Source organism: Paenibacillus sp. WG02, from assembly GCF_055396115.1.
The window spans coordinates 2908750-2928042 of record NZ_AP036016.1; the positions used below are offsets into that span (position 1 = coordinate 2908750).

Sequence of the window (19293 nt, forward strand, 5' to 3'; positions counted from 1 at the left end):
TCTATACAGGAGATATAAATTAGCCATTACCGTTTCAGTAAGTATTGGAACCGCAAGCTAAAGAAAATCTCAGATCCATCTCCGCCTTCCCATGTCCCGCTCTGGGTGCCGCTTACTTTAGACGGTCCCTCTCCAGTGCCCTCAGTTTCTTCTCTTGTTGTTCGCATCGGCCAAGCGCGTATCGAGCTTCAAGCCGACTTCGACGCCATTCTGCTCCGAAAAGTCGTGAGCGCTCTCTATGCACCATGCTGACGCCATCTGGTTCTCATCCCGTCTATTTGGCGTGCGGATTCACGGATTTGCGTAAGTCCATCGACGGACTTGCCGTCTTTGTGCAAGAAGGGTTCGGTCTTGATACACCGCATGGTGCAAGGGCGAGCGCTCCTCCAATGCTTTAAATAAAAAAACACGACCCATAGGCCGTGTTTGGCAAATTGGGTAACCCGACGGTCATCACTTGAATAGTGAGAAGATCCGTGGCTTTGCGTCACTGCCTTTCGGTCAGTTTTGCTTTTATCCTTATTTAATTATCACGAAATCTATTTTGGACAAATCCTCATATTAGTCTCCCATATCACCGCGCAAGACAGAAATGGAAATTCTGGCGTTCCGAGCGCTTTCAGATCATTTATTCAACCTTTCTTTGCATGGAAAGTTTTACTTTTTCCAATGTCATTCATTATTGAGCTAGTTGCTTAACGATGCTTATAAGAAGGGAGACATTTACAGCTCAAGCTGTGTAATAGATTGTTCAGCATTCGGTATGGCGCTCTCTGCAAGTAGTGGAATATTTATGCCTTGAGCTCTTACCACTTGAACATTTTCAATTCCAATAAATCGTAAAATTTGACGTAAATAGGGCACTACAAAATCCCATGACTTCCATGACCCTTCAGTAAATACACCGCCGGAAGCCACGATTATGATAGCCTTTTTATCTTTTGCCAATCCTAGAACTCCTGTTTCTGTATAGGCGAAAGTCTTACCAGGGCGGACAACAAGATCAAGCCAGGCTTTGAGCACAGACGGAATACCGAAGTTCCACATCGGAGTTGCAATGACTAAGAGATCAGATTCCAGAAGTTCCTCGGTCAATTGATCCGATAGGTGGGCAAATTCTTTATTAGCCTGTACTTCCTCTGGTATTTTTGATGAAATAGCTTTTAAGGTGTTGTTATCTAGATGAGGGATCGAGTCTTTTGCAAGGTCACGGTATACGAACTTAGATCCTGGAAATTCCTCTCTAAGCCGTGCAGAAAGCTTTTCTGTTACCGCGCGACTGGCGGATACAGCCCCTCTTGGGCTCACTTCAATGGTGAGAATCTGTTTCATATGATTACTTCCTTTCAATGACGAATGAGATTATTTAGCTGAGCCATTTATTCATTCCATGCCGTTAAGAATCCATATATTTCTCCTGTTTACGATTAATCGTGATGTTGGAGAGATACCTACTCTTTGTAAGGTACGCCAATCCGAAACCTTGAGTAGGACTTAACTGGAAATAAGATGGGGTATGCGTCATATCTTCGATGGTGTCAAATAATATAGATACTCACATCTCAAGACCGCTTAGTTTTTTTGTACTAATTCAGTAAAAGGTCAAGAGCATAAAAAGTTGTATATTTAATGCTCGACATTGTCATCACTCCCCTTTGTTATGGTGCTTGTTAGTACGGATTAAAATATATATTGATTACTTGTATAGGACAAGAAGGCACTTTAACATTCGTAGCTAACATGGATGTTAGTTTTTGAAGAATACTAATGAAAACAATGTATAGTTGATTTTGTTTTATAGAAAGAGATAACTTGACAATACGTAGTCATATTATCTTTTATACAATTGAATAGTAATGCGAATCTTTCTAAGTTAAGGATAAAGAACTTGATATTGGATGTATCAAGATTCTAAATGTTCATTCCAAACAATATTTGGAAGCTAAAGTTTGAGGGTAATAAATTGGTGTATATAAGAAATTTGAATTCAGTCAACACTATGTAACTTGATTTTTGAGCTACTACATTGAATGCCTGTATAAAACAAGAAGGCACTTAACATTTGTAAACTAACATGGAGGTTAGCTATGAAGAATACCAATGAAAACAATGACTTTAATTCGGCTTTCGTCTGTGGGTATAAAGACCCTGCGGCTGTACGAGAGCTTTTGACAAAAATCGGCGATAGATGGAGTATCTTTCTGATTCTTTCCCTTTCTAAATTACACCGAAATCGTGCTCGATTTTCGAGTTTGGAGAAATCAATTCCCGGAATTTCTCAAAGAATGCTTACGCTGACTTTACGAAATTTGGAGCGTGATGGATTGATTGTAAGGGAAGTTTTTCCTGAAGTTCCACCCCGTGTGGAATATGAACTCTCTAGTCTTGGGGTGAGTTTGATTCGCCCATTGGAAGGTCTAATTGATTGGGTAACGACTAATTGGGAAGAAGTTATACAAGCGCAATCGCGTTTTGATACGAGATAATTCGCTGGCATTGGTAGATACATGTTTCAGGGATATCTTTACCCCAGAAGCTGGTACTCTTCGGCTGGCTGCGAGTACCTATCGCCTGTGATCCTTATCTCAACATCGTCAGCCTTTGGAATATATAATGCTGCAATGACGACGTGGGCTAACGTCTTCTTTCACGTGTATGAATAGTTCCACTACCAATGGGTCCCAGGAATCCGGATGTTCGCCGCCGCGGTATCTCATGTAGCAGACACACGCGGTGATGAAATAAAATGTTAACCTCTGGACTGTTGAGGTGAAACGAAAAAATGCACTAGGCCGTGAGGCTAGTGCAAGTAAGGGACTGGTTATTTTGAGAAGCTATGTACTTGAATTGAGGTAACTTTTATGCAGATCAGCAGACTTTTCGGTATCGTTTATTATTTGCTTGAGAAAAAAGAAAGCACTGGGAAAGAACTTGCAAACCGTTTTGAAGTGTCGGTCAGAACCATATATCGCGATATCCAAACATTAAGCAGTACCGGTATACCGATCTATACGAATCAGGGCAAAGGCGGAGGCATTGTCATCCTTGATAACTTTGTACTAAATAAGTCGGTGCTCTCAGAAAAAGAGCAGGATGAAATATTGCTTGCACTGCAAAATCTCTCGGCGGCGCGATATCCGGATATTGATTTTGTTCTTTCACGATTGAGCAATTTTTTCCAAAAGAGCGATGTCAATTGGATTGAAGTGGACTTTTCCCCATGGGGAAGCGATGAAAGAAGAAAAGAAAAATTCAACGAGCTAAAAATGGCAATTATCAGAAAGCAGATCATTAAGTTCGAATATTTTAATACTTCGGGTACGAAAAGCATGCGCAGGGTTGAGCCGATGAAACTAATTTTTAAGGATAAGGCATGGTATTTAAAAGCGTATTGCTACGATAAAAAAGCCTACAGAACTTTCAAAATATCTCGTATGGCTAATATCGAAATCTCCGACGATGTTTTCGGGCAAAGAACACCGAGTGAGTCCCCGGCTGAATCGGAAGATAATCACATTCGTGAATTCATTGATATTCGGCTAAAAATATCATCAGCAGGGGCGTATAGAGTTTACGATGACTTCAATGAAAAAGAAATAACGAAACACGAAGATGGATCTTTTACGGTTCTTACATCTATGCCTGAAGGGGATTGGCTTTCAAATTATCTTCTCTCTTACGGTTCGGTTATTGAAGCGATTGAACCTCAAAGCCTGCGAGATACTGTCATAGGCAAAATGGAGGTAATAATGCAAAATCTGAATCGGAGAGACGAAGCGCGATAGATCAAAGAGAGTGAATTTATTGGACGGAATCATACTGTATGCTGACATGAACTCATTTTACGAAAGCGTGGAATAGATTTTCATCCAATGGTAAAGGATATAAGGCTATAAAAAATAGGATGTTAATATGACACGCTGTTGTCCAGTTATATATGATAATCTTAGAGAAAAATAATTGTAATTTAAAGGAGCATAAACATGGAAAAGCAGCCTATTGGATTTAAAAATGCCGAACCTTTTTTTAACATCATTATGGAAGGACTTAAAGGTGAAGTTGATGGGGACTACTTTTGGGATGCTGTTGCGGATGATGCCGTATTTGATTTTTTATACAACATTCCTGGATTTCCAAACAGAATGGAAGGTCGCTCGACCTATATGAGTTGGTTCAGTAATTATGGTATTAAAGTAAATAGCGCCGATCATCTTAAAGTCTATAAAGTTCAGGGAGAAAATATTATTGTTATGGAATATCAGGTCCACGGAATCGAACCATATTCCGGTAAGCCTTACGATAATCGATTTTGCTCAGTAGTTACGATTAAAGATCGAAAAATTGTTTATTGGCGAGACTATATGGATTCGCTTGCTGTTATGCTGTTGAGCAGCAATTAACGGGTCTTCCGGGCTAAATCAGTGGAAAAAATAGGTGTCCTGAATTTAAAGCTTACGTTTCACAAGGGCTCAAATTAACTGACCTTCCATACCGCTCTAAATGGTTCCCGTTGGGCTCATCTTGGCAGGCGTATCAAGGGATTAGCGTTTGGGAAATACAAAACAAAAGTGTTAAAAATGGAAGAATGCAATTTGGATTCTAAAGAAGACTAAATTAAAAATGGTAGAGCAAAGGAAATAACTTCCTTTGTTTTTTTTGCATTCACCAAAATAATTTTATTTTTTAAACCAGTTTTAAACTTTCAATGATACTCTACATACTTGTGGTCTATTGGAAGTGAAATTTTTTAATAAAAATTATGGGAGTGTATTTATGAAATTCAAGCTGCTTCGGATTTTAACATTGATGATTATGATCGTGTCGTTATTTCCTTTCCCTGCCTCATTCGCTTCAACGGATGCTTCTCAGGCGGGGATTGCAGGTGTCTACCCGGTTAAAGTTGTTTCCTCAGGAAGCTTTACAGCCGCTTTGGATGCCAGCGGGTCGGTGTGGACATGGGGGAAAAATAATTATGGCCAGCTGGGAACAGGTGATATAGCCGACCACCAATACCCAGTCCAGGTTGCGATTGGCGGTTCTCCGAAAATGAAGGATATTGTCGCAGGTCCCACTTACGCGTTGGCCCTAGACACTCAAGGCAATGTGTGGGAGTGGGGGATGCTGCCGCCCAACCCTAACAATAGCGGAAATAGCACCCCTTCGAAAGTAAATGGTCTGAGCAACATCCAACAGATTGCAGCAGGTCAAACGATGGCGATGGCATTAACATCTGATGGGAAAGTGTTGACATGGGGCAGTAATTATTTTGAGGGAGAGCTGGGACAAGGTAGTCAATTCGCTAGTCCATTCTCCATGAATCTTACCCCCTCGCCAGTTGTTATTGACGAGAACAACACGGTATTGACCGGTATTAAGCAAATAGCTAAAGGCAATCTGGCCTCATATGCTTTAAAGGACGACGGAACCGTATATCAATGGGGTCTGATAGATCGACTGAATAATACGACGTCTTCCGCTTCCGTTGCAACTGTTGTCAACGGCATTTCTGGAGTAACAGCTATCGTATCTAACCCGAATGCTGCATTCGCGTATGCCTTAACAAACAGCGGTGTCTTTGTCTGGGGGCAAATCAGTCGTGGGCAAATGGGTACAGGGAACTCCAATGATTCCTATACCCCCGTACAGGTGACATCTTTGAAAGACAAAAGTTTGAAATCGTTAAGTGTCGGTAATAACCATGTGCTCGCACTAATGAACGATGGCTCTGTTTGGGGAGTAGGTGCTAACTATCGTGGTCAACTAGGCGATCCAAAAATATATTGGCAAGCAACCGAGTTCACGGAAATCACAACCGTATCCAACGTAAAAGCTGCTTTTGCAGGTTGTGACAATTCCTTTTTCATCAATGAGGATGGTACTGTCGTTGCAAGCGGATCAAACTATGATATTAACTCGCGCATTTATGGACTCTTGGATGTCGGTTACAATTTTGATATTACAAATAAACCTTTACCCATGATTCCTTTTGCGTCATCGTACGTTGTGGCGCCAAAACCATTGAAAAATGTTTCCATTCAAGTGGTTAATAATGATCAATTAAAGTTTACGTATGATATTCCGGCTTTGTCGAATTTGGACAAGATCTATTTTGATGTTTTTCAGATGGGTGGAAGCACTGTAAGCCTGAGCGAATCAACCCGTAGATACGACTCGCCGAACGGTGTAACAGGAGTAACTCATACACTGGATGGTCACTTGCCACCGGGAACGTATAGTGTGAAAATCCATACCGAATATACGGGGAATCATGCCGTATCGGAAACCGTAAACTACGATAATAATGGCAAAGGGTATACGGTAAACCCGGGTTCCGTGACGTTAAGAGTACCGGTTAAAGAATGGAATGTGTCAACAGCGGCAAATCAATCCGTTTCGAACTCCGTTTACGGTTCTGTTTACAGTGCTCCTGTTTCCGGGATTACAGTTACGATTGTAGATGATAATGATTTTCGCAATACAAAGACGGCTGTCACCTCAACGGATGGAGTTGCCGTATTCAATCATCTGTATCCCGGTCTTTATCGTGTAGGCATTACAAATGGCATGAATGGTGAGAGAGATGAAATGATCGTTCAGGATCCGGTTTTTGTATTCGGCAGCCAAGTCTCACATACGCTTCAGACGATTTCAAATACGCAGCCGACTAAATTTCTATACCGTCAAGCTCAAAGTACGCCTGCAGGGAAAATTTCCGGTTATTTCTCCTGGTATCCCTCATCTGGACCATTGCGGCCAACGGATTATCGCTTTTATTTCGAAGATGGAAAAGGGAATAAGCTAGGCGATATGATTCTCAATACACCTTTTGTTCCTGACTGGACGAATTATGCTCCTGATATACCAGAAACCAATATCCCAACTGGCGCAATAGGAATTCGTTTATACACCTTTGATGGAACATCCGAGCATATCACCCCAGATTTTGCTAGTCTGTGGAATGATTCTATGCTGCCGCTGCATGCATCTATGCAAAGCACAGATCCAACTAAAAATAATTTGAGCGGGACTATCAAGTGGGATGCAGCATCAAATGAGACAGGCATATCAAGCTATGTTATCATGCCTGACTTTCAGACGATTGACGGCAATAATGAACGTAATGAAATTAGAATTGCGGAGATACCGGCAACTGGAGCTTCTGCATACTCCTATAATTTGTCTGATTTCATGCTGCTGGATAACTATAACTCCCCGTCAAAAGCCAACCAATACATGATTGGTGTACAAAATGTGATGGGTGAATTGCTAGGGTATTTGAATTCCGGTTCCCAATTTGTTCCTTATGCTTCAGGTGTTGTGATTACTCCTTATTCGCCTGACACGGGAGGCAACGTGCCATCGCCGTCGCCGTCGCCATCACCTGGGCCATCACCCGTGGCACCAAGTAGCAGTACGGATGACAGCACCCAATCACCGTCGGTGCAACAGAATAGTGACGGCAGCCTTTCCGTAAACCCGACAACGGTTACCGATTCCAAGGGGCACAAGGTTTCGCAAGTTAGCGTGGATACGAATACGATTCTTGATGCACTGGACCATTTGCCATCATCTAGTGATAAAGATCAGTTGGTCTTACAAATACCATCGGATGGTTGGGATGATTTCGAGTTCGATTTTGAAGCGGAACTATTTCAAAAACTACTGAATAAAAACCCGAAAACGGTATTGACCATCCAGTCCAAGTTTGCAGCTTTTCATTTCCCCGCCAGCACAGTTCAAAAATCTCTTGAACAATTCGGGGTGCCTTTGAATGGTGCACATGTAAAGTTGCGTATGTCGAAGAAGAGCCTGGTAAACGATGAACTCTTGCATCAATTAGGGGTATCGTCTGTTACGACACCAATCGATTATAAGATGAACTTAATCGAAAAAAGTGGATCGAATCATACCATGAATCAATTTGATTCTTATACGAAACACCTTTTAAATGTGCCAAGTTCATTTAGCGAAACAACGTTTAGTCATCTCGTTGGCGTGATGATCGATCCGGCAACCGGGAAATATTATCCTGTGCCAGCCATCTTTACGAAAGATTCGAAAGGAAATCTACAGGCGCAGATCTATGGGAGAAATAATGCCGTATATGCTGTTGTTCAAAATAGTAAAACATTCCGCGACGTTGAGAACAGTTATGCGAAAGATGCGATTGATACATTGGCTTCCAAATTTGTGCTAAACGGATATGAAGATGGCAGTTTTAAGCCAACTAAAACGGTGACTCGTGCCGAGTTTATCACGATGCTTACGAGAGCGCTTGGCGTCACCCCTGATACAAGTGATAGTCAACCCATTTTTAAAGACGTGAAATCCGGCGATTGGTTCGCGCAATCCGTTGGGTCTGCGGTGAAAGCACATTTGATCGATGGTTATTCAGATGGAACCTTTAAACCGAATGTAGAGATAAGTAGAATGGAAATGCTTCAAATGATCTACAAAGCAATGTATTCGAGTGGGATGTGGAAGGAGACTGTATCCCCGGCGGATATCGACAAAATTCTCTCTCGGTATGCTGATCATGACAGCATTCAAGGCTGGGCGAAAGAAGCAATGGCTGTAGCGATAAAAACAAGTATTACAAGCGGTGTGGCGGATGACAAGCTGGCTCCTGCCATGAATGCAGACCGCGCTCAGAGTGCATCATTTTTGTATCGCATGTTAAAGAATTTAAACCTAATTAACTAATTCCAATTTCATTGCCAAAATATGAAGTAAAGGCTTACTTAATGTTTGACCAGAAAAGGGCTGTCGATAGATCGGTGGCCTTTTTCTCGCCTAACGGGAAATATTGCGAAAAAGTACCCATTAAACTAACGGAAACGTTAGTTCAATCAGATCATGGAGCAGACGCCATCACGGCAGCTGCTCCATTTCTCATTAAGCTAAAGGGCAGGATTCAATAAGAAAGAATGTATAGACTGATGTATCAATATTCAATATAATGAATAATAATGCAATAATTCTATACATAAATACCCAATTTATGATAGTCAATTGATGAAAGGATGGTACACTCATTTGGAAGAGGACTACAAAGGTTTTATTATTAGTGATGACAAGGGTTTATTAAATCTTGAAATTGTTTGCGATTTTTTACTTAATAGTTATTGGGCAAAGAATAGGTCTGTAGAGCAAATTGTTAAATCTATCGAAAATTCTGATTGTTATGGAGTATATGATGGAAAAACACAAATTGGATTTGCCCGTTTAATAACTGACGAAGCAACAATGTATTACTTATGTGACGTATACATTGATGAAAATTATAGAAGTAATGGCTTAGGCAAAAAATTCGTTGATACCATAGTAAATTTGGAGAAATACCAAGGTTTAACAGGGTTATTAGGTACGAAAGATGCTCATAAACTTTATGAAAAATATGGATTTGTTAGAAATACAGAAACTTATATGGTAAAAAGAGCTCAACAAAGGCTTACTTCAAACCTGCTGTAATTTTTATAGAGAATCGTTCGTTACATATCGTTCACTTATGAATACTTTGACTCACTACAGTATGATTTGCATTTACATGGTTTATGCAGAATTCAAATTTGCAAGTTGTTAAACTAACGGGTAACGATAGTTGAACAAAACAGCGGCAGTTATCTTAACTGCCGCCTTGTCTTATCCTTCTTCGTCTAAGATTCGCCCAAGCATCGGGATTTGAAGCTCTTGTACCAGACATGAATACGAGCCTGTTGAAATACCTCCTCATAAGGGGACTCCTTTTCTTAGGAATGATACCATCAAATCACGAACAGAAGATATTTGTTGAATTAACTCAGTTAAGCAAAGAACTTAAATGACTCAATGGATTGAACGAATTTTAATAATGCACTGGAGTAGATCGATTCCCGCTTATACACAAACCACACCTGTAAATCCCGATACCCTTCAGGCAGTCGGTGGGAAGCGATGATTCCTGCCTCTTCCGCATTGGCAATTGAGGATTGTGGCAATAAAGACACGCCGAGGCCGGCGGATACCCCATTTAGAATAACCTCCAACGTGCCAAACTCCATTATTTGAATGGAAATCAATCCGTTTTCTCTTAGGAAATGCTCAGCCTTTTTGCGATGGGTGCACCCAACGTCGAAAAACAACATTGGTTTTGTAAGTAAATCGTGCATGTCATTTTTTCCTGGTTCCGAGATAAACACCAATTCATCTTCAATAGCAGCAACATGTTCAATTTCGGGCTCATGGATAGGTCCGTATACAAAAGCTCCATCAAGTTCATATTTCAATACTTTTTGCAAAAGACTGTGCGTTTCACCGGTTACAAGTGATAGATGAACATCAGGGTAACGTGAGTGATACTCAGTCAATAATGGAGTCAAGTGAGTGGCAGCTGTCGTTTCGATAGAACCTAACCGCAAGGGACCGACGGGATGTTCCGAGAATTGTGTGGATTTTATTGCTTCGTCCATCAAAGACAGGATTTTATCTGCATATTTCAACAAGTTTTCGCCTGCCGCTGTTAACGTCATTCCCCGGTTGGAACGACGGAAGAGTGGTACTTTTAACTGATTCTCAAGATCCTGTATCCTAGTGGTCACATTGGACTGCACATAGTTCAAGACTTGCGCGGCCTTCGTTATGCTGCCCTTGTGAGCGACGGTTTGAAAAATTTTCAAATCACTGATTTCCATTTCGATGTCACCTCCTTGGTATGATCATTTTTGATAGTCGCATTCGATTTTGACAATTTTACAGGATTTCATCCTCCAAGTACAATTTTTTAAAGACGTACAGAATAAGGTAGAGGGAGGAATGAAGATGAAAGCAGTCGTACATGCCGGCGAAAGCGGCTTGAATGGCTTAACATACAAAGACGTTAGTGACAAACAGCCAGGCTACGGAGAAGTAAAAGTAAAACTGAAATCTGCAGGGTTGAACCATCGAGACTTGTTCATCATGGCAGACCGAATGGAACAGGAAGCTCCCCTGATTATTGGTTCGGATGGAGCAGGCAGGATTGAAGAGATAGGTGAGGGCGTATCCGACTGTAGAGTTGGTTCCGAAGTTGTCATTAATCCGTGCATCGGGTGGGAATCCCCTAACGATGTCCCTTCGGTTCCAGCCATTGTAGGGGGGCCATCGGATGGTACATTCGCCGAGTACATCATTATTCCGTCTCGGAATGCTGTCAAAAAGCCAGCTTACTTGTCTTGGGAAGAAGCAGGCGTGCTGCCCTTGTCTGCCTTGACAGCGTATCGAGCTTTGTTCACGAGAGGACAATTGCAACGGAGGGAACATGTTCTTATTCCCGGCATTGGAGGCGGGGTAGCGTCTTATGCCATGCTTATGGCTTTAGCGGCAGGGGCACGAGTCAGCGTCACGTCACGAAATGAGGCGAAAAGACAAGCTGCTCTCTTACATGGGGCTGATCATGCATTCGATACCCATAGCAACTGGAAGGACAGTATGAACGGACACACCGTGGATCTTATTCTCGACAGCATTGGGCCTGTAACGTTCCCCTATTACTTTGATGTCATAAAGCCAAATGGCCGAATCGTGACGTTTGGAGCAAGCTCGGGAGATCGAATAGAACTCCCAATCCGAGACATTTTCTTTCCTCAAATCAGTATCATTGGTACATCAATGGGAAGCAGTGAAGAGTTTACGGATATGCTTCAATTCATGGAACGCCACTCGCTTCACCCGATAATTGATCAAGTATATCCATTACAAGATACGATTCAAGCCTTTCACCGAATGCAGCAAGGGGAACAACTAGGCAATATAGCGATAAGAATAGATTAAGCTGGATATAAAGGTCACTAATGAGACGAATGAATATCTTATTCTTTCCTCTTTTTTAACGGATGTTGTTTATGACATTATTCAATGTCTCTCAAGTTTAATTGAAGGAGCCCCAGAAGTAATTATAGTCATTCAAACTGAGCCGAATGAAAATCGTATTAGAATTCAACGAGACGGTTTTAATTGTACATTTGAAGTGCTTGAGTTTGATGACAATTTTAATACCGATGAAATTGACAAGGGGATATCTGTTTTTAGCACCGACCATAAACTTAAGGGATTTAGCAAGAAAGTTTTTGATTGAAATAAACAAATTACACGACTTAGGTAAAGTTGAATATCACCGACGGTGGGGTTATGAGTTCCCCGACGAAACGTATACAAGATTTAAAAAAGCTTGGCAATCACTTAAATAATAACTTAATGAAAATGCTGAACTAACCAGTTATACGTAACACCAGGTTATTACGCTAACGAAAGAACGAGAGCTCAATAAACAACTATGAAAGGCAGCCTGCCGCCTTTCTCCGATATCGGGGCAGTTTTAATTCTTCTCGAAGTATTGAAGCGACATGCTATTTTGTAGGGGAGTGATTCGAGCCGGAGACTTTAAGGACAAAAGCTTACTTATATTTATTATATTGTGTATTGATAGATATTCGGAGTACTTCTTATACATCTATGTAGGTTGAACAAATGAGCTTGATATTACTACGAAGATGTAGTAAATTAACATTAGTAATTACGATATCGTAGTTTATTGGCAGAAGAAAGGGATGTTCATGCAGCAGTTTTTTGAGCTTATTTTTAAAAACGGTCTTCGTCCGCTCAGTATATTTCCTGACACAACACATCTGGAACTTCAGCTCACAAGTTCAGATTTTTCCGCATTGCTGTTGCTGAAATTTCATGAGCAGCTGACGATGTCCCAAATGGCCGATCACCTAGGTGCACCGCTCAGCACGGTGACCAGTATTGCCAAAAGGCTTGTGCGGAGAGGCTACATCTATAGAGAGAAATCGCAACAAGACCAACGAATCATCGTCAATCGTCTGACGGAAGACGGGGAGCAGATCGCCGAAGAGGCGCTCGGCACGATGAATACGATGTTTGGCCGTATTGAACTTGCCCTGACAGCCGAGGAGCTTCAGCAATTTATTCATCTTTCGCTGAAAGTGGCCAAAGCTTTGCAGCATAATTCGGATCCCACTGGGGCTTCGAAATCATCGACGTCTAGAAAAATTGAAATCCAATAATTTTTTTATGCAAATACTACGATATCGTACTAATGGAGGTGCTTGGTTTGCGTATCATTATTTACACGGGTAAAGGCGGCGTCGGAAAAACCAGTATCGCCGCAGCAACGGCTTACCAAATGGCAGCCGAAGGAAAACGAACGATCGTCTTAAGCACCGATGCCGCCCATAGTTTGTCGGATTCTCTGGGCATTTCACTCCAGCACGAACCGATTTTAGTCGATGAGCGACTGTGGGCACAAGAAATCGATAGCTTAAAGGAAACTCAGCGCTACTGGGGAAACGTGCGCAGCTGGTTTTCAAATTTTATGCAGTGGGCCAACCTAGATGATATTAGATCTGAAGAGCTGATGGTATTTCCGGGCTTAGAAGAATTGTTCAGTTTGCTAAGAATTAAAGAGCATGTGGAAAGCGGGCAGTTCGATGCAATCATTGTGGATTGCGCACCGACTGGAGAGACGCTGCGTTTGCTTAGCTATCCCCATTTGCTTCGATGGTGGGTTCGAAATATTTTTCCTTACGAGCGCAAGATTCTCAAGTTGGCCCGCCCGATTATGAAAGTGACCAAGGGCTTGGAATTGCCCGGCGACGATGTTATGGATAGCTTCAGCCAAGTTGTTGATAGATTGGAAAAGCTGCAGCAGGTAATCTCCGATCCCGAAATTACCAGCATTCGTCTCGTCGTGAATCCGGAAAAAATGGTCATTTCTGAAACGCGGAGGGCTTTTACCAACCTCAATTTGTACGGGTTTCATACTGATGCGGTCATTGTCAATAAAGTGCTGTCCGAAGAAGCGGCCGAAGGTTATTTCGCACAGTGGAAACAAATACAAAACCGGTACGAAGAAGAAATTACCCACTGCTTCAGTCCTCTGCCGATCTTGAAGGTTCCGCTGATGCCTTTGGAGGTCGTTGGCAAGGAGATGCTTAAGCGCGTTGCGGCAGCAGCTTTTCATGAACGGGAATGCGGAGCCATTCTCCACAGAGGCATATTGGAGGAAGTGAGGAAAACAGAGTCAGGTTATGAGCTTCGAATCTCACTTCCTTTTACCGAGAAGAGACAACTCCAATTGAATCAAAAAGGTGATGAATTGACGTTACAGGTCGGCAGTTATAAACGGATCGTTGCACTGCCTAGGGTCTTACTGGGACGCCAGGTGGAGGCCGCACGTCTTGCAGAGGGTGTACTAATGATACATTTTGGCCATGTCGTAGAATCGTAAGCATTCAGAGAGGATGAAGATGAACATGATGATCGACCGTTACATGCCCGATTACCAGTTTGGAGAGCGCCATGAGATTGGCATACACGCGGAGCAGGGAACCGTATATCGAGCGATTCGGGAGGTGACAGCGACTGAAATTCCGCTATTGCGTCTGTTGTTTGCGATCCGTACGCTTCCATCCTTGCTAATGGGTAAAAGAGGAAAGGTGTTGGCAGATACGCTTCCATATGTTGAAGAGATGGAGCGATATGGCTTTCTATTGCTGGAGGAAGAACGGAACCGGGAATTTGTCGTGGGTGTCGTTGGGGAATTTTGGAAACTTACCGGAAACATGCCAATAAAGCTGAAGTCGGCAGACGATTTTAATGCGTTTGTCGATTCGCGGTATGCCAAATCTGTCATGAACTTCAGTGTGCACGAAGGACCGCACGGGAACGCCGTTGTCCGTACGGAAACACGGATTCAAACGACAGGCAGTGCCTCTAAGGTGAAGTTTGCTCTGTACTGGGCGATCATTTATCCTGGCAGTGCTTACATTCGTAGAATGATGCTGAAAGCGATCAAAAAGCGGGCGGAAAGCAAGCGCGGATGATCCCTGGTGACCGTACAAATCCGCGGTGACGACTCAGTCGTCCTGTCCCGATTATTCTGTTGGAATCGCGTAAATAACCGGCCAATCGGCAGAGGAGAAACGCTTAAGATGAAATTGAAAAAACATAGTGGTGTGATGCTCGCTTGGACAGCTGCGTTACACACAGTAGTCGGAATTATCGTTTACTGGCAGTCGATAACTGATATCGTGAATGACGGTTTTATAAACGCGGTTGAACCCCAACTGCATGCCGACAGAGCTGCCACTTTCTGGTTTTTGTTTTTTGGTGTTCTTTTGTTTATGCTTGCCTGCTTGATGAACTGGCTTATTCGGGTCAAGGGGGAGGACGTACCGAAATTCGTTGGCGTCCACCTGCTGGCGCTTAGCTTGATTGGTGTATTTTTTATGCCGGTATCCGGCTTCTGGCTCGTCATTCCGCAGGCAGTCATTCTCATACGCAGGTAGCGTCAATCATTGTCGCGTCGCGTGCTTGTACCAGCATCGCCCTACAAAATACAGGTGATACCCATTGAAAAACTACCCGAAGGTAGTTAACTCTACAATTTCTTAAAGTTAAGAACAAGTCCACCAGTGCCTTCTAGACTCACAACCCATTTTAATGCGTTGCCTGATCCTATTTTTGCACTCACAGATACTTGAAGATTGTTTAATTCAAAGTTGGTAAACTTGGCTGCGATTTTTTCAACGATTTCTTGAGTAAAGGGAACAAGTTCTTCATTGGTGTCGTCTTCTGTTAAGTCGTCGAGTGTATTAAAGGATTTTTCAACAGTTTCTTTTTTGACTGGAATATAGAGCTGGATGTCATCTGGCATAATATCATCATCTCCCTATAATTAATAGGGAAATTATACCATTATGTAGTTTTGAAGTCAGTAATTTAATGTAATTCTTGCATGAACGGAGCCTAGACTAACGAGGAACGATAGTTAAACAGTGAAAGGGCTGCCGCGTGGTAGCCCTTCGCTCCGCTAACGGGCAGTATAGTTAAAACTTCAAACTAAATATTGGAATTTTTGGTTGTTTTTTCGTTTAATGAAATGGAGGTGAATTACTTGAGCGATAGACCTAGGACATTTTTGTTATTAGGAATATTTATTTGCTTGATAATCATTGCAATGAAGCCTGTCCCTCAGTTTAGTTATAATGCTCCGCAGACACAGATGCCTTCATCTGGCGAATCTGTTGTACAACTCAGTTAAAATAGAATAGCTATCGTGGATACAAACATCAACTCAGGAATGCGAGGCGAAGTTTTTGTTCTTGAGTTTGATGAGACAAAGAAAACTTTTAATCTCGTTGGAAGGTATAATTGTGTTGATTTTTTCAGAGATCCAAACAAATATATACCTTAAGCAGGGGATCAAATTAGTGCCCATTGAACTAACAGGAAACAGATAGTGGAGGAGCTTGCCGCGTGGCAGTTCCTTTTTTCGTTGAGGTAAGAGGCGCTTTTATTAACATGTAATTTACAATGAGAAAATTTTGTCCTAATGTAGATCAATTATTATTAAGGTTATTAGTTTTTTGAGGTGAATTCATCCATCATGATGTGGTTGTGGGAAAAAATAGTCCTCGTAATCGGAAGAAGCTTTAAGATCAAGCTCATTATCAGCCTATCCATTATTATTTTGATAGCATTTGGTGCGGCTGGATATTTCACATACCACTATAACCTTGATTTATTTGAAAAAGAAATTAGTAAGCAGTTTTCCCAAACCAATGAAGAAGCTTTGGCCAAATTGGATCTTAAACTGCAGGAAATGCAACGAATATCACAGTCAATCGTTTTTAATTCTCAAATTGAAAATAAGATCAGTGAAATCAATTCAACTGGAAACTATGATACTTTTCGCTCCTACTACGAAAAAAAACAAATAAAAGAAATAATCAATCAAATCAAATTGGATGCGCCGTACATTACGGGATTGTATATGTTTGATCTAAAGGGGAACCCGTCTTATTTTCGTTTTAATACGCCGTCGATTAACGAGCTGGATGCTTCCTTTTATCAAGCTATTCTTCCTAAGATCAATCAATCCTACGGGGATTTGATATGGTTAAGATTTCCTTTGCCGAGTTCGGTAGAGCCTAACGGGGTTAGGCCATCGATTGTTTCCGCTCGATGGATGAAAGACAGCTCTTTGCATACTTATGGCATGCTGATCATCACTCTGGATGAAACTTTTTTTTCCAGCAGCCTTGAAGGGTTAACGAAAGACGACTTGGGAAAGGTTTATTTGTTTAATCAGTCGAACGATTTATTATATAGCAATGTGGCTTTGAAGTCGGAAGAAGAGCTCAATCAGTTGAAAGCCTTGAATCATGCTCAAATCAAGGACCAGTATTTATTTGTTCAAAGCAACTCGAAGGCGTTTAAGTTTTCACTTGTCAGCGGCACTTCCCTGGTGGCGATCCGGTCAAAAAACGAGACGATTTTACAAGTAATTTTGTACACTGGTGTCATCAGTGTGATTGTGATAAGCCTTCTGATTATGCTGGCAAGTAAAAAACTGCTTCGGCCGCTTGAAGATTTAGTAAACGGCCTTCAAAAAGTGCGCTCCGGCAATTTCGATACTCGCATCAAGATCAGATCCAGAGATGAACTGGCCTACATCGGAGAAAGCTTTAATGAGATGACAGAAAAAGTTGAGCGTTTAATTAATGAAGTCTATCTCACACAATTGAGTGAAAAGAAGGCGGAACTAAAAGCGCTGCAGGCTCAGTTGAATCCACACTTCCTCCATAATATTTTAAATGAAATTTATTGGAAGCTTTATTTGCAAAATGACAAAGATACAGCTTCTCTTGTTACAGCCGTATCAGAGATGCTCAAATACTCGTTAATGCCGTTAGACATCCCATCGACATTCAGAGATGAAATTGGCCAGGTCCGTAACTATGTCAAAATACAAACGGAGCTGTTTGAAACCGAATTAGAAACAGTTTTCGAGGTGGAAGAGGAGGCGCAAGAAAGCGAAATATTACGTTCTTTGCTCCAGCCTCTAGTAGAAAATGTGTTTGTACATGCTTTCCGTAACCAATTATCACATAAGAAATTGATAATTAAAGCCATTCGAAATGATGATCTGTTGGAAATCGAAATAGCGGATAATGGGTGCGGGATCCATGAGGAGCGTATATCGAAGATTGTTGGCGTGGATGGCATGTCTCCGCTGCATCGGAATGATGGTCGAGACAGTCTTGGGGTAAATAGTGTGATAAGAAGGATTAAACTGATGTATGGCGCACCTTATAGGCTAGAAATTAACAGTGTACTGCATGGAGGAACAAAGATGCGTCTCATTTTACCATTCAGAAACGTTGAAAAGAAAGGGTTTAAAGTATGATAATCAGTAAAGTATTAATCGTGGAGGATCAGCCTCATTTTCGTAAAGGTCTGGTTACAATGATTGAGCTCAATCAACCTGAATGGATCGTTGTAGGCGAAGCAAGCAACGGAGAAGATGCGTTACCGTTGCTGGATCGTTTCAAACCGGATGTGGTGCTTACGGATATTAACATGCCGATCATGAACGGTATTGATTTCATCTCGCTTTTACGGAATAAATATCCAGATCTTATCGTTATTATTTTGACCGGTTATAGAAATTTTGAACATGCACAAGCGGCAGTAAAGCTCGGCGTTTTTGATTTTTTAACAAAGCCGTGTTCGGAACAAGATGTTCGTCATGTGCTTCATAAAGCCTTTCTTAAGCTAAATGAGTGCCATTCGAAGCAAGTGCAGCAATCAGAGCTTAGCTTAGAGGAAAAGCGAATTTCGGATTTGGAGGCGCAGTTCATTTCCGCCATATTAACTGGAGAAGCGAGTATTTTGCAGCAGGTATTGGATCAATTTATAGCCTACCTTAAGCCGTTACCTTATTACAAATTAAAATTGGAAGCTTTGTCATTGGCCGTTGCCTTACAAAGAACTGCACAGAACTATTTGGATATCGAAGAGAGCGGTCTGTATAACAAAACTTCAATGGATATGACCGATTTAACTTCCGATAAAATTTTTGTGTGGACAAAGGTGCTTAGTGACAGCTTCATGAGTTGCTTCCAAAGATGGCAGTTATCGAAAAGTAAAAATACAATTGATAAAGCTGTAAAATATATCGAAGAACATTATGAACAGGATTGCAGCTTGACGGATGTGGCTTCTTACGTTCAAATGAATCCAAGCTACCTTAGCGTTTTATTTAAGAAGGCAACTGGGGAGAGATTTAAAAACTACTTAAACCGCATGCGTATGGATAAGGCGGCGCTGCTGCTGCGCAATTCCGACATGAAAATATCAGAAATTGCCAGCGCTACCGGTTTCGACGAACCGAATTATTTCACCAATGTTTTCCGGCAGCAGTACCAAATGTCACCGAAGGAATTCCGCAATTCGATATCCATGTAAGCG

Annotated in this window: 15 protein-coding genes and 1 riboswitch; of the genes, 12 read left to right on the forward strand and 3 right to left on the reverse strand. The window is 41.7% G+C overall.

Annotated elements, in window-relative coordinates:
* Nucleotides 1-434: 434 nt before the first annotated feature.
* Nucleotides 435-522, reverse strand: a riboswitch (cyclic di-GMP riboswitch).
* A 201-nt stretch (nt 523-723) separates the two neighbouring features.
* Nucleotides 724-1332, reverse strand: a complete 609-nt coding sequence (locus ACBP55_RS12925; protein ID WP_464652053.1) for an FMN-dependent NADH-azoreductase — start codon at nt 1330-1332, stop codon at nt 724-726.
* A gap of 755 nt (nt 1333-2087) precedes the next feature.
* Here ACBP55_RS12925 and ACBP55_RS12930 point away from each other — a divergent pair.
* From ACBP55_RS12930 to ACBP55_RS12950, 5 genes are all read left to right on the forward strand, one after another.
* Nucleotides 2088-2486, forward strand: a complete 399-nt coding sequence (locus ACBP55_RS12930) for a winged helix-turn-helix transcriptional regulator (RefSeq protein ID WP_464652055.1) — start codon at nt 2088-2090, stop codon at nt 2484-2486.
* 375 nt (nt 2487-2861) lie between these two features.
* Nucleotides 2862-3785: a helix-turn-helix transcriptional regulator gene (locus ACBP55_RS12935; protein ID WP_464652056.1), complete on the forward strand. Its 924-nt coding sequence runs from the start codon at nt 2862-2864 to the stop codon at nt 3783-3785.
* A gap of 198 nt (nt 3786-3983) precedes the next feature.
* Entirely contained in the window at nt 3984-4400 is a 417-nt protein-coding gene (locus ACBP55_RS12940; RefSeq protein WP_464652058.1) for a nuclear transport factor 2 family protein, read from the forward strand.
* A 373-nt stretch (nt 4401-4773) separates the two neighbouring features.
* Nucleotides 4774-8703, forward strand: coding sequence for an S-layer homology domain-containing protein (locus ACBP55_RS12945; protein WP_464652060.1), 3930 nt, complete (start codon nt 4774-4776; stop codon nt 8701-8703).
* A 333-nt stretch (nt 8704-9036) separates the two neighbouring features.
* A complete protein-coding gene (locus tag ACBP55_RS12950) occupies nt 9037-9471 on the forward strand; it encodes a GNAT family N-acetyltransferase (protein WP_464652062.1) in 435 nt (144 codons plus the stop codon).
* A 332-nt stretch (nt 9472-9803) separates the two neighbouring features.
* Here the strand turns inward: ACBP55_RS12950 and ACBP55_RS12955 are convergent, their stop codons facing one another.
* Nucleotides 9804-10670, reverse strand: coding sequence for a LysR family transcriptional regulator (locus tag ACBP55_RS12955; RefSeq protein WP_464652064.1), 867 nt, complete (start codon nt 10668-10670; stop codon nt 9804-9806).
* Between the two features lie 127 nt (nt 10671-10797).
* Here ACBP55_RS12955 and ACBP55_RS12960 point away from each other — a divergent pair, with 127 nt between their 5' ends.
* The 5 genes from ACBP55_RS12960 (at nt 10798) to ACBP55_RS12980 (ending at nt 15326) form a co-directional block, all read left to right on the forward strand.
* A complete protein-coding gene (locus ACBP55_RS12960) occupies nt 10798-11787 on the forward strand; it encodes a zinc-binding dehydrogenase (protein WP_464652065.1) in 990 nt (329 codons plus the stop codon).
* Nucleotides 11788-12569: 782 nt separating this feature from the next.
* Nucleotides 12570-13043, forward strand: a complete 474-nt coding sequence (locus ACBP55_RS12965; RefSeq protein WP_187273944.1) for a MarR family winged helix-turn-helix transcriptional regulator — start codon at nt 12570-12572, stop codon at nt 13041-13043.
* Nucleotides 13044-13090: 47 nt separating this feature from the next.
* Nucleotides 13091-14266 carry an ArsA family ATPase gene (locus ACBP55_RS12970; protein ID WP_464652067.1) on the forward strand — a complete coding sequence of 392 codons (1176 nt, stop codon included), beginning with the start codon at nt 13091-13093 and terminating at the stop codon, nt 14264-14266.
* A gap of 25 nt (nt 14267-14291) precedes the next feature.
* Complete coding sequence (locus tag ACBP55_RS12975) at nt 14292-14861, forward strand: hypothetical protein (RefSeq protein ID WP_464652069.1); 570 nt, start codon at nt 14292-14294, stop codon at nt 14859-14861.
* Between the two features lie 108 nt (nt 14862-14969).
* A complete protein-coding gene (locus ACBP55_RS12980) occupies nt 14970-15326 on the forward strand; it encodes a DUF6463 family protein (protein ID WP_464652071.1) in 357 nt (118 codons plus the stop codon).
* A gap of 92 nt (nt 15327-15418) precedes the next feature.
* Here the strand turns inward: ACBP55_RS12980 and ACBP55_RS12985 are convergent, their stop codons facing one another.
* Nucleotides 15419-15694, reverse strand: coding sequence for a hypothetical protein (locus ACBP55_RS12985; protein ID WP_171645654.1), 276 nt, complete (start codon nt 15692-15694; stop codon nt 15419-15421).
* A gap of 732 nt (nt 15695-16426) precedes the next feature.
* On the opposite strand from ACBP55_RS12985, the gene ACBP55_RS12990 reads away from it, so the two are divergent.
* Both ACBP55_RS12990 and ACBP55_RS12995 read left to right on the forward strand, forming a co-directional pair.
* Complete coding sequence (locus ACBP55_RS12990) at nt 16427-18229, forward strand: sensor histidine kinase (RefSeq protein WP_464652073.1); 1803 nt, start codon at nt 16427-16429, stop codon at nt 18227-18229.
* On the forward strand, nt 18226-19290 hold the full coding sequence (locus tag ACBP55_RS12995) for a response regulator transcription factor (RefSeq protein WP_464652075.1): 1065 nt from the start codon (nt 18226-18228) through the stop codon (nt 19288-19290). Before ACBP55_RS12990 ends, ACBP55_RS12995 begins: the two co-directional genes overlap by 4 nt.
* The last annotated feature ends 3 nt before the right edge of the window (nt 19291-19293 follow it).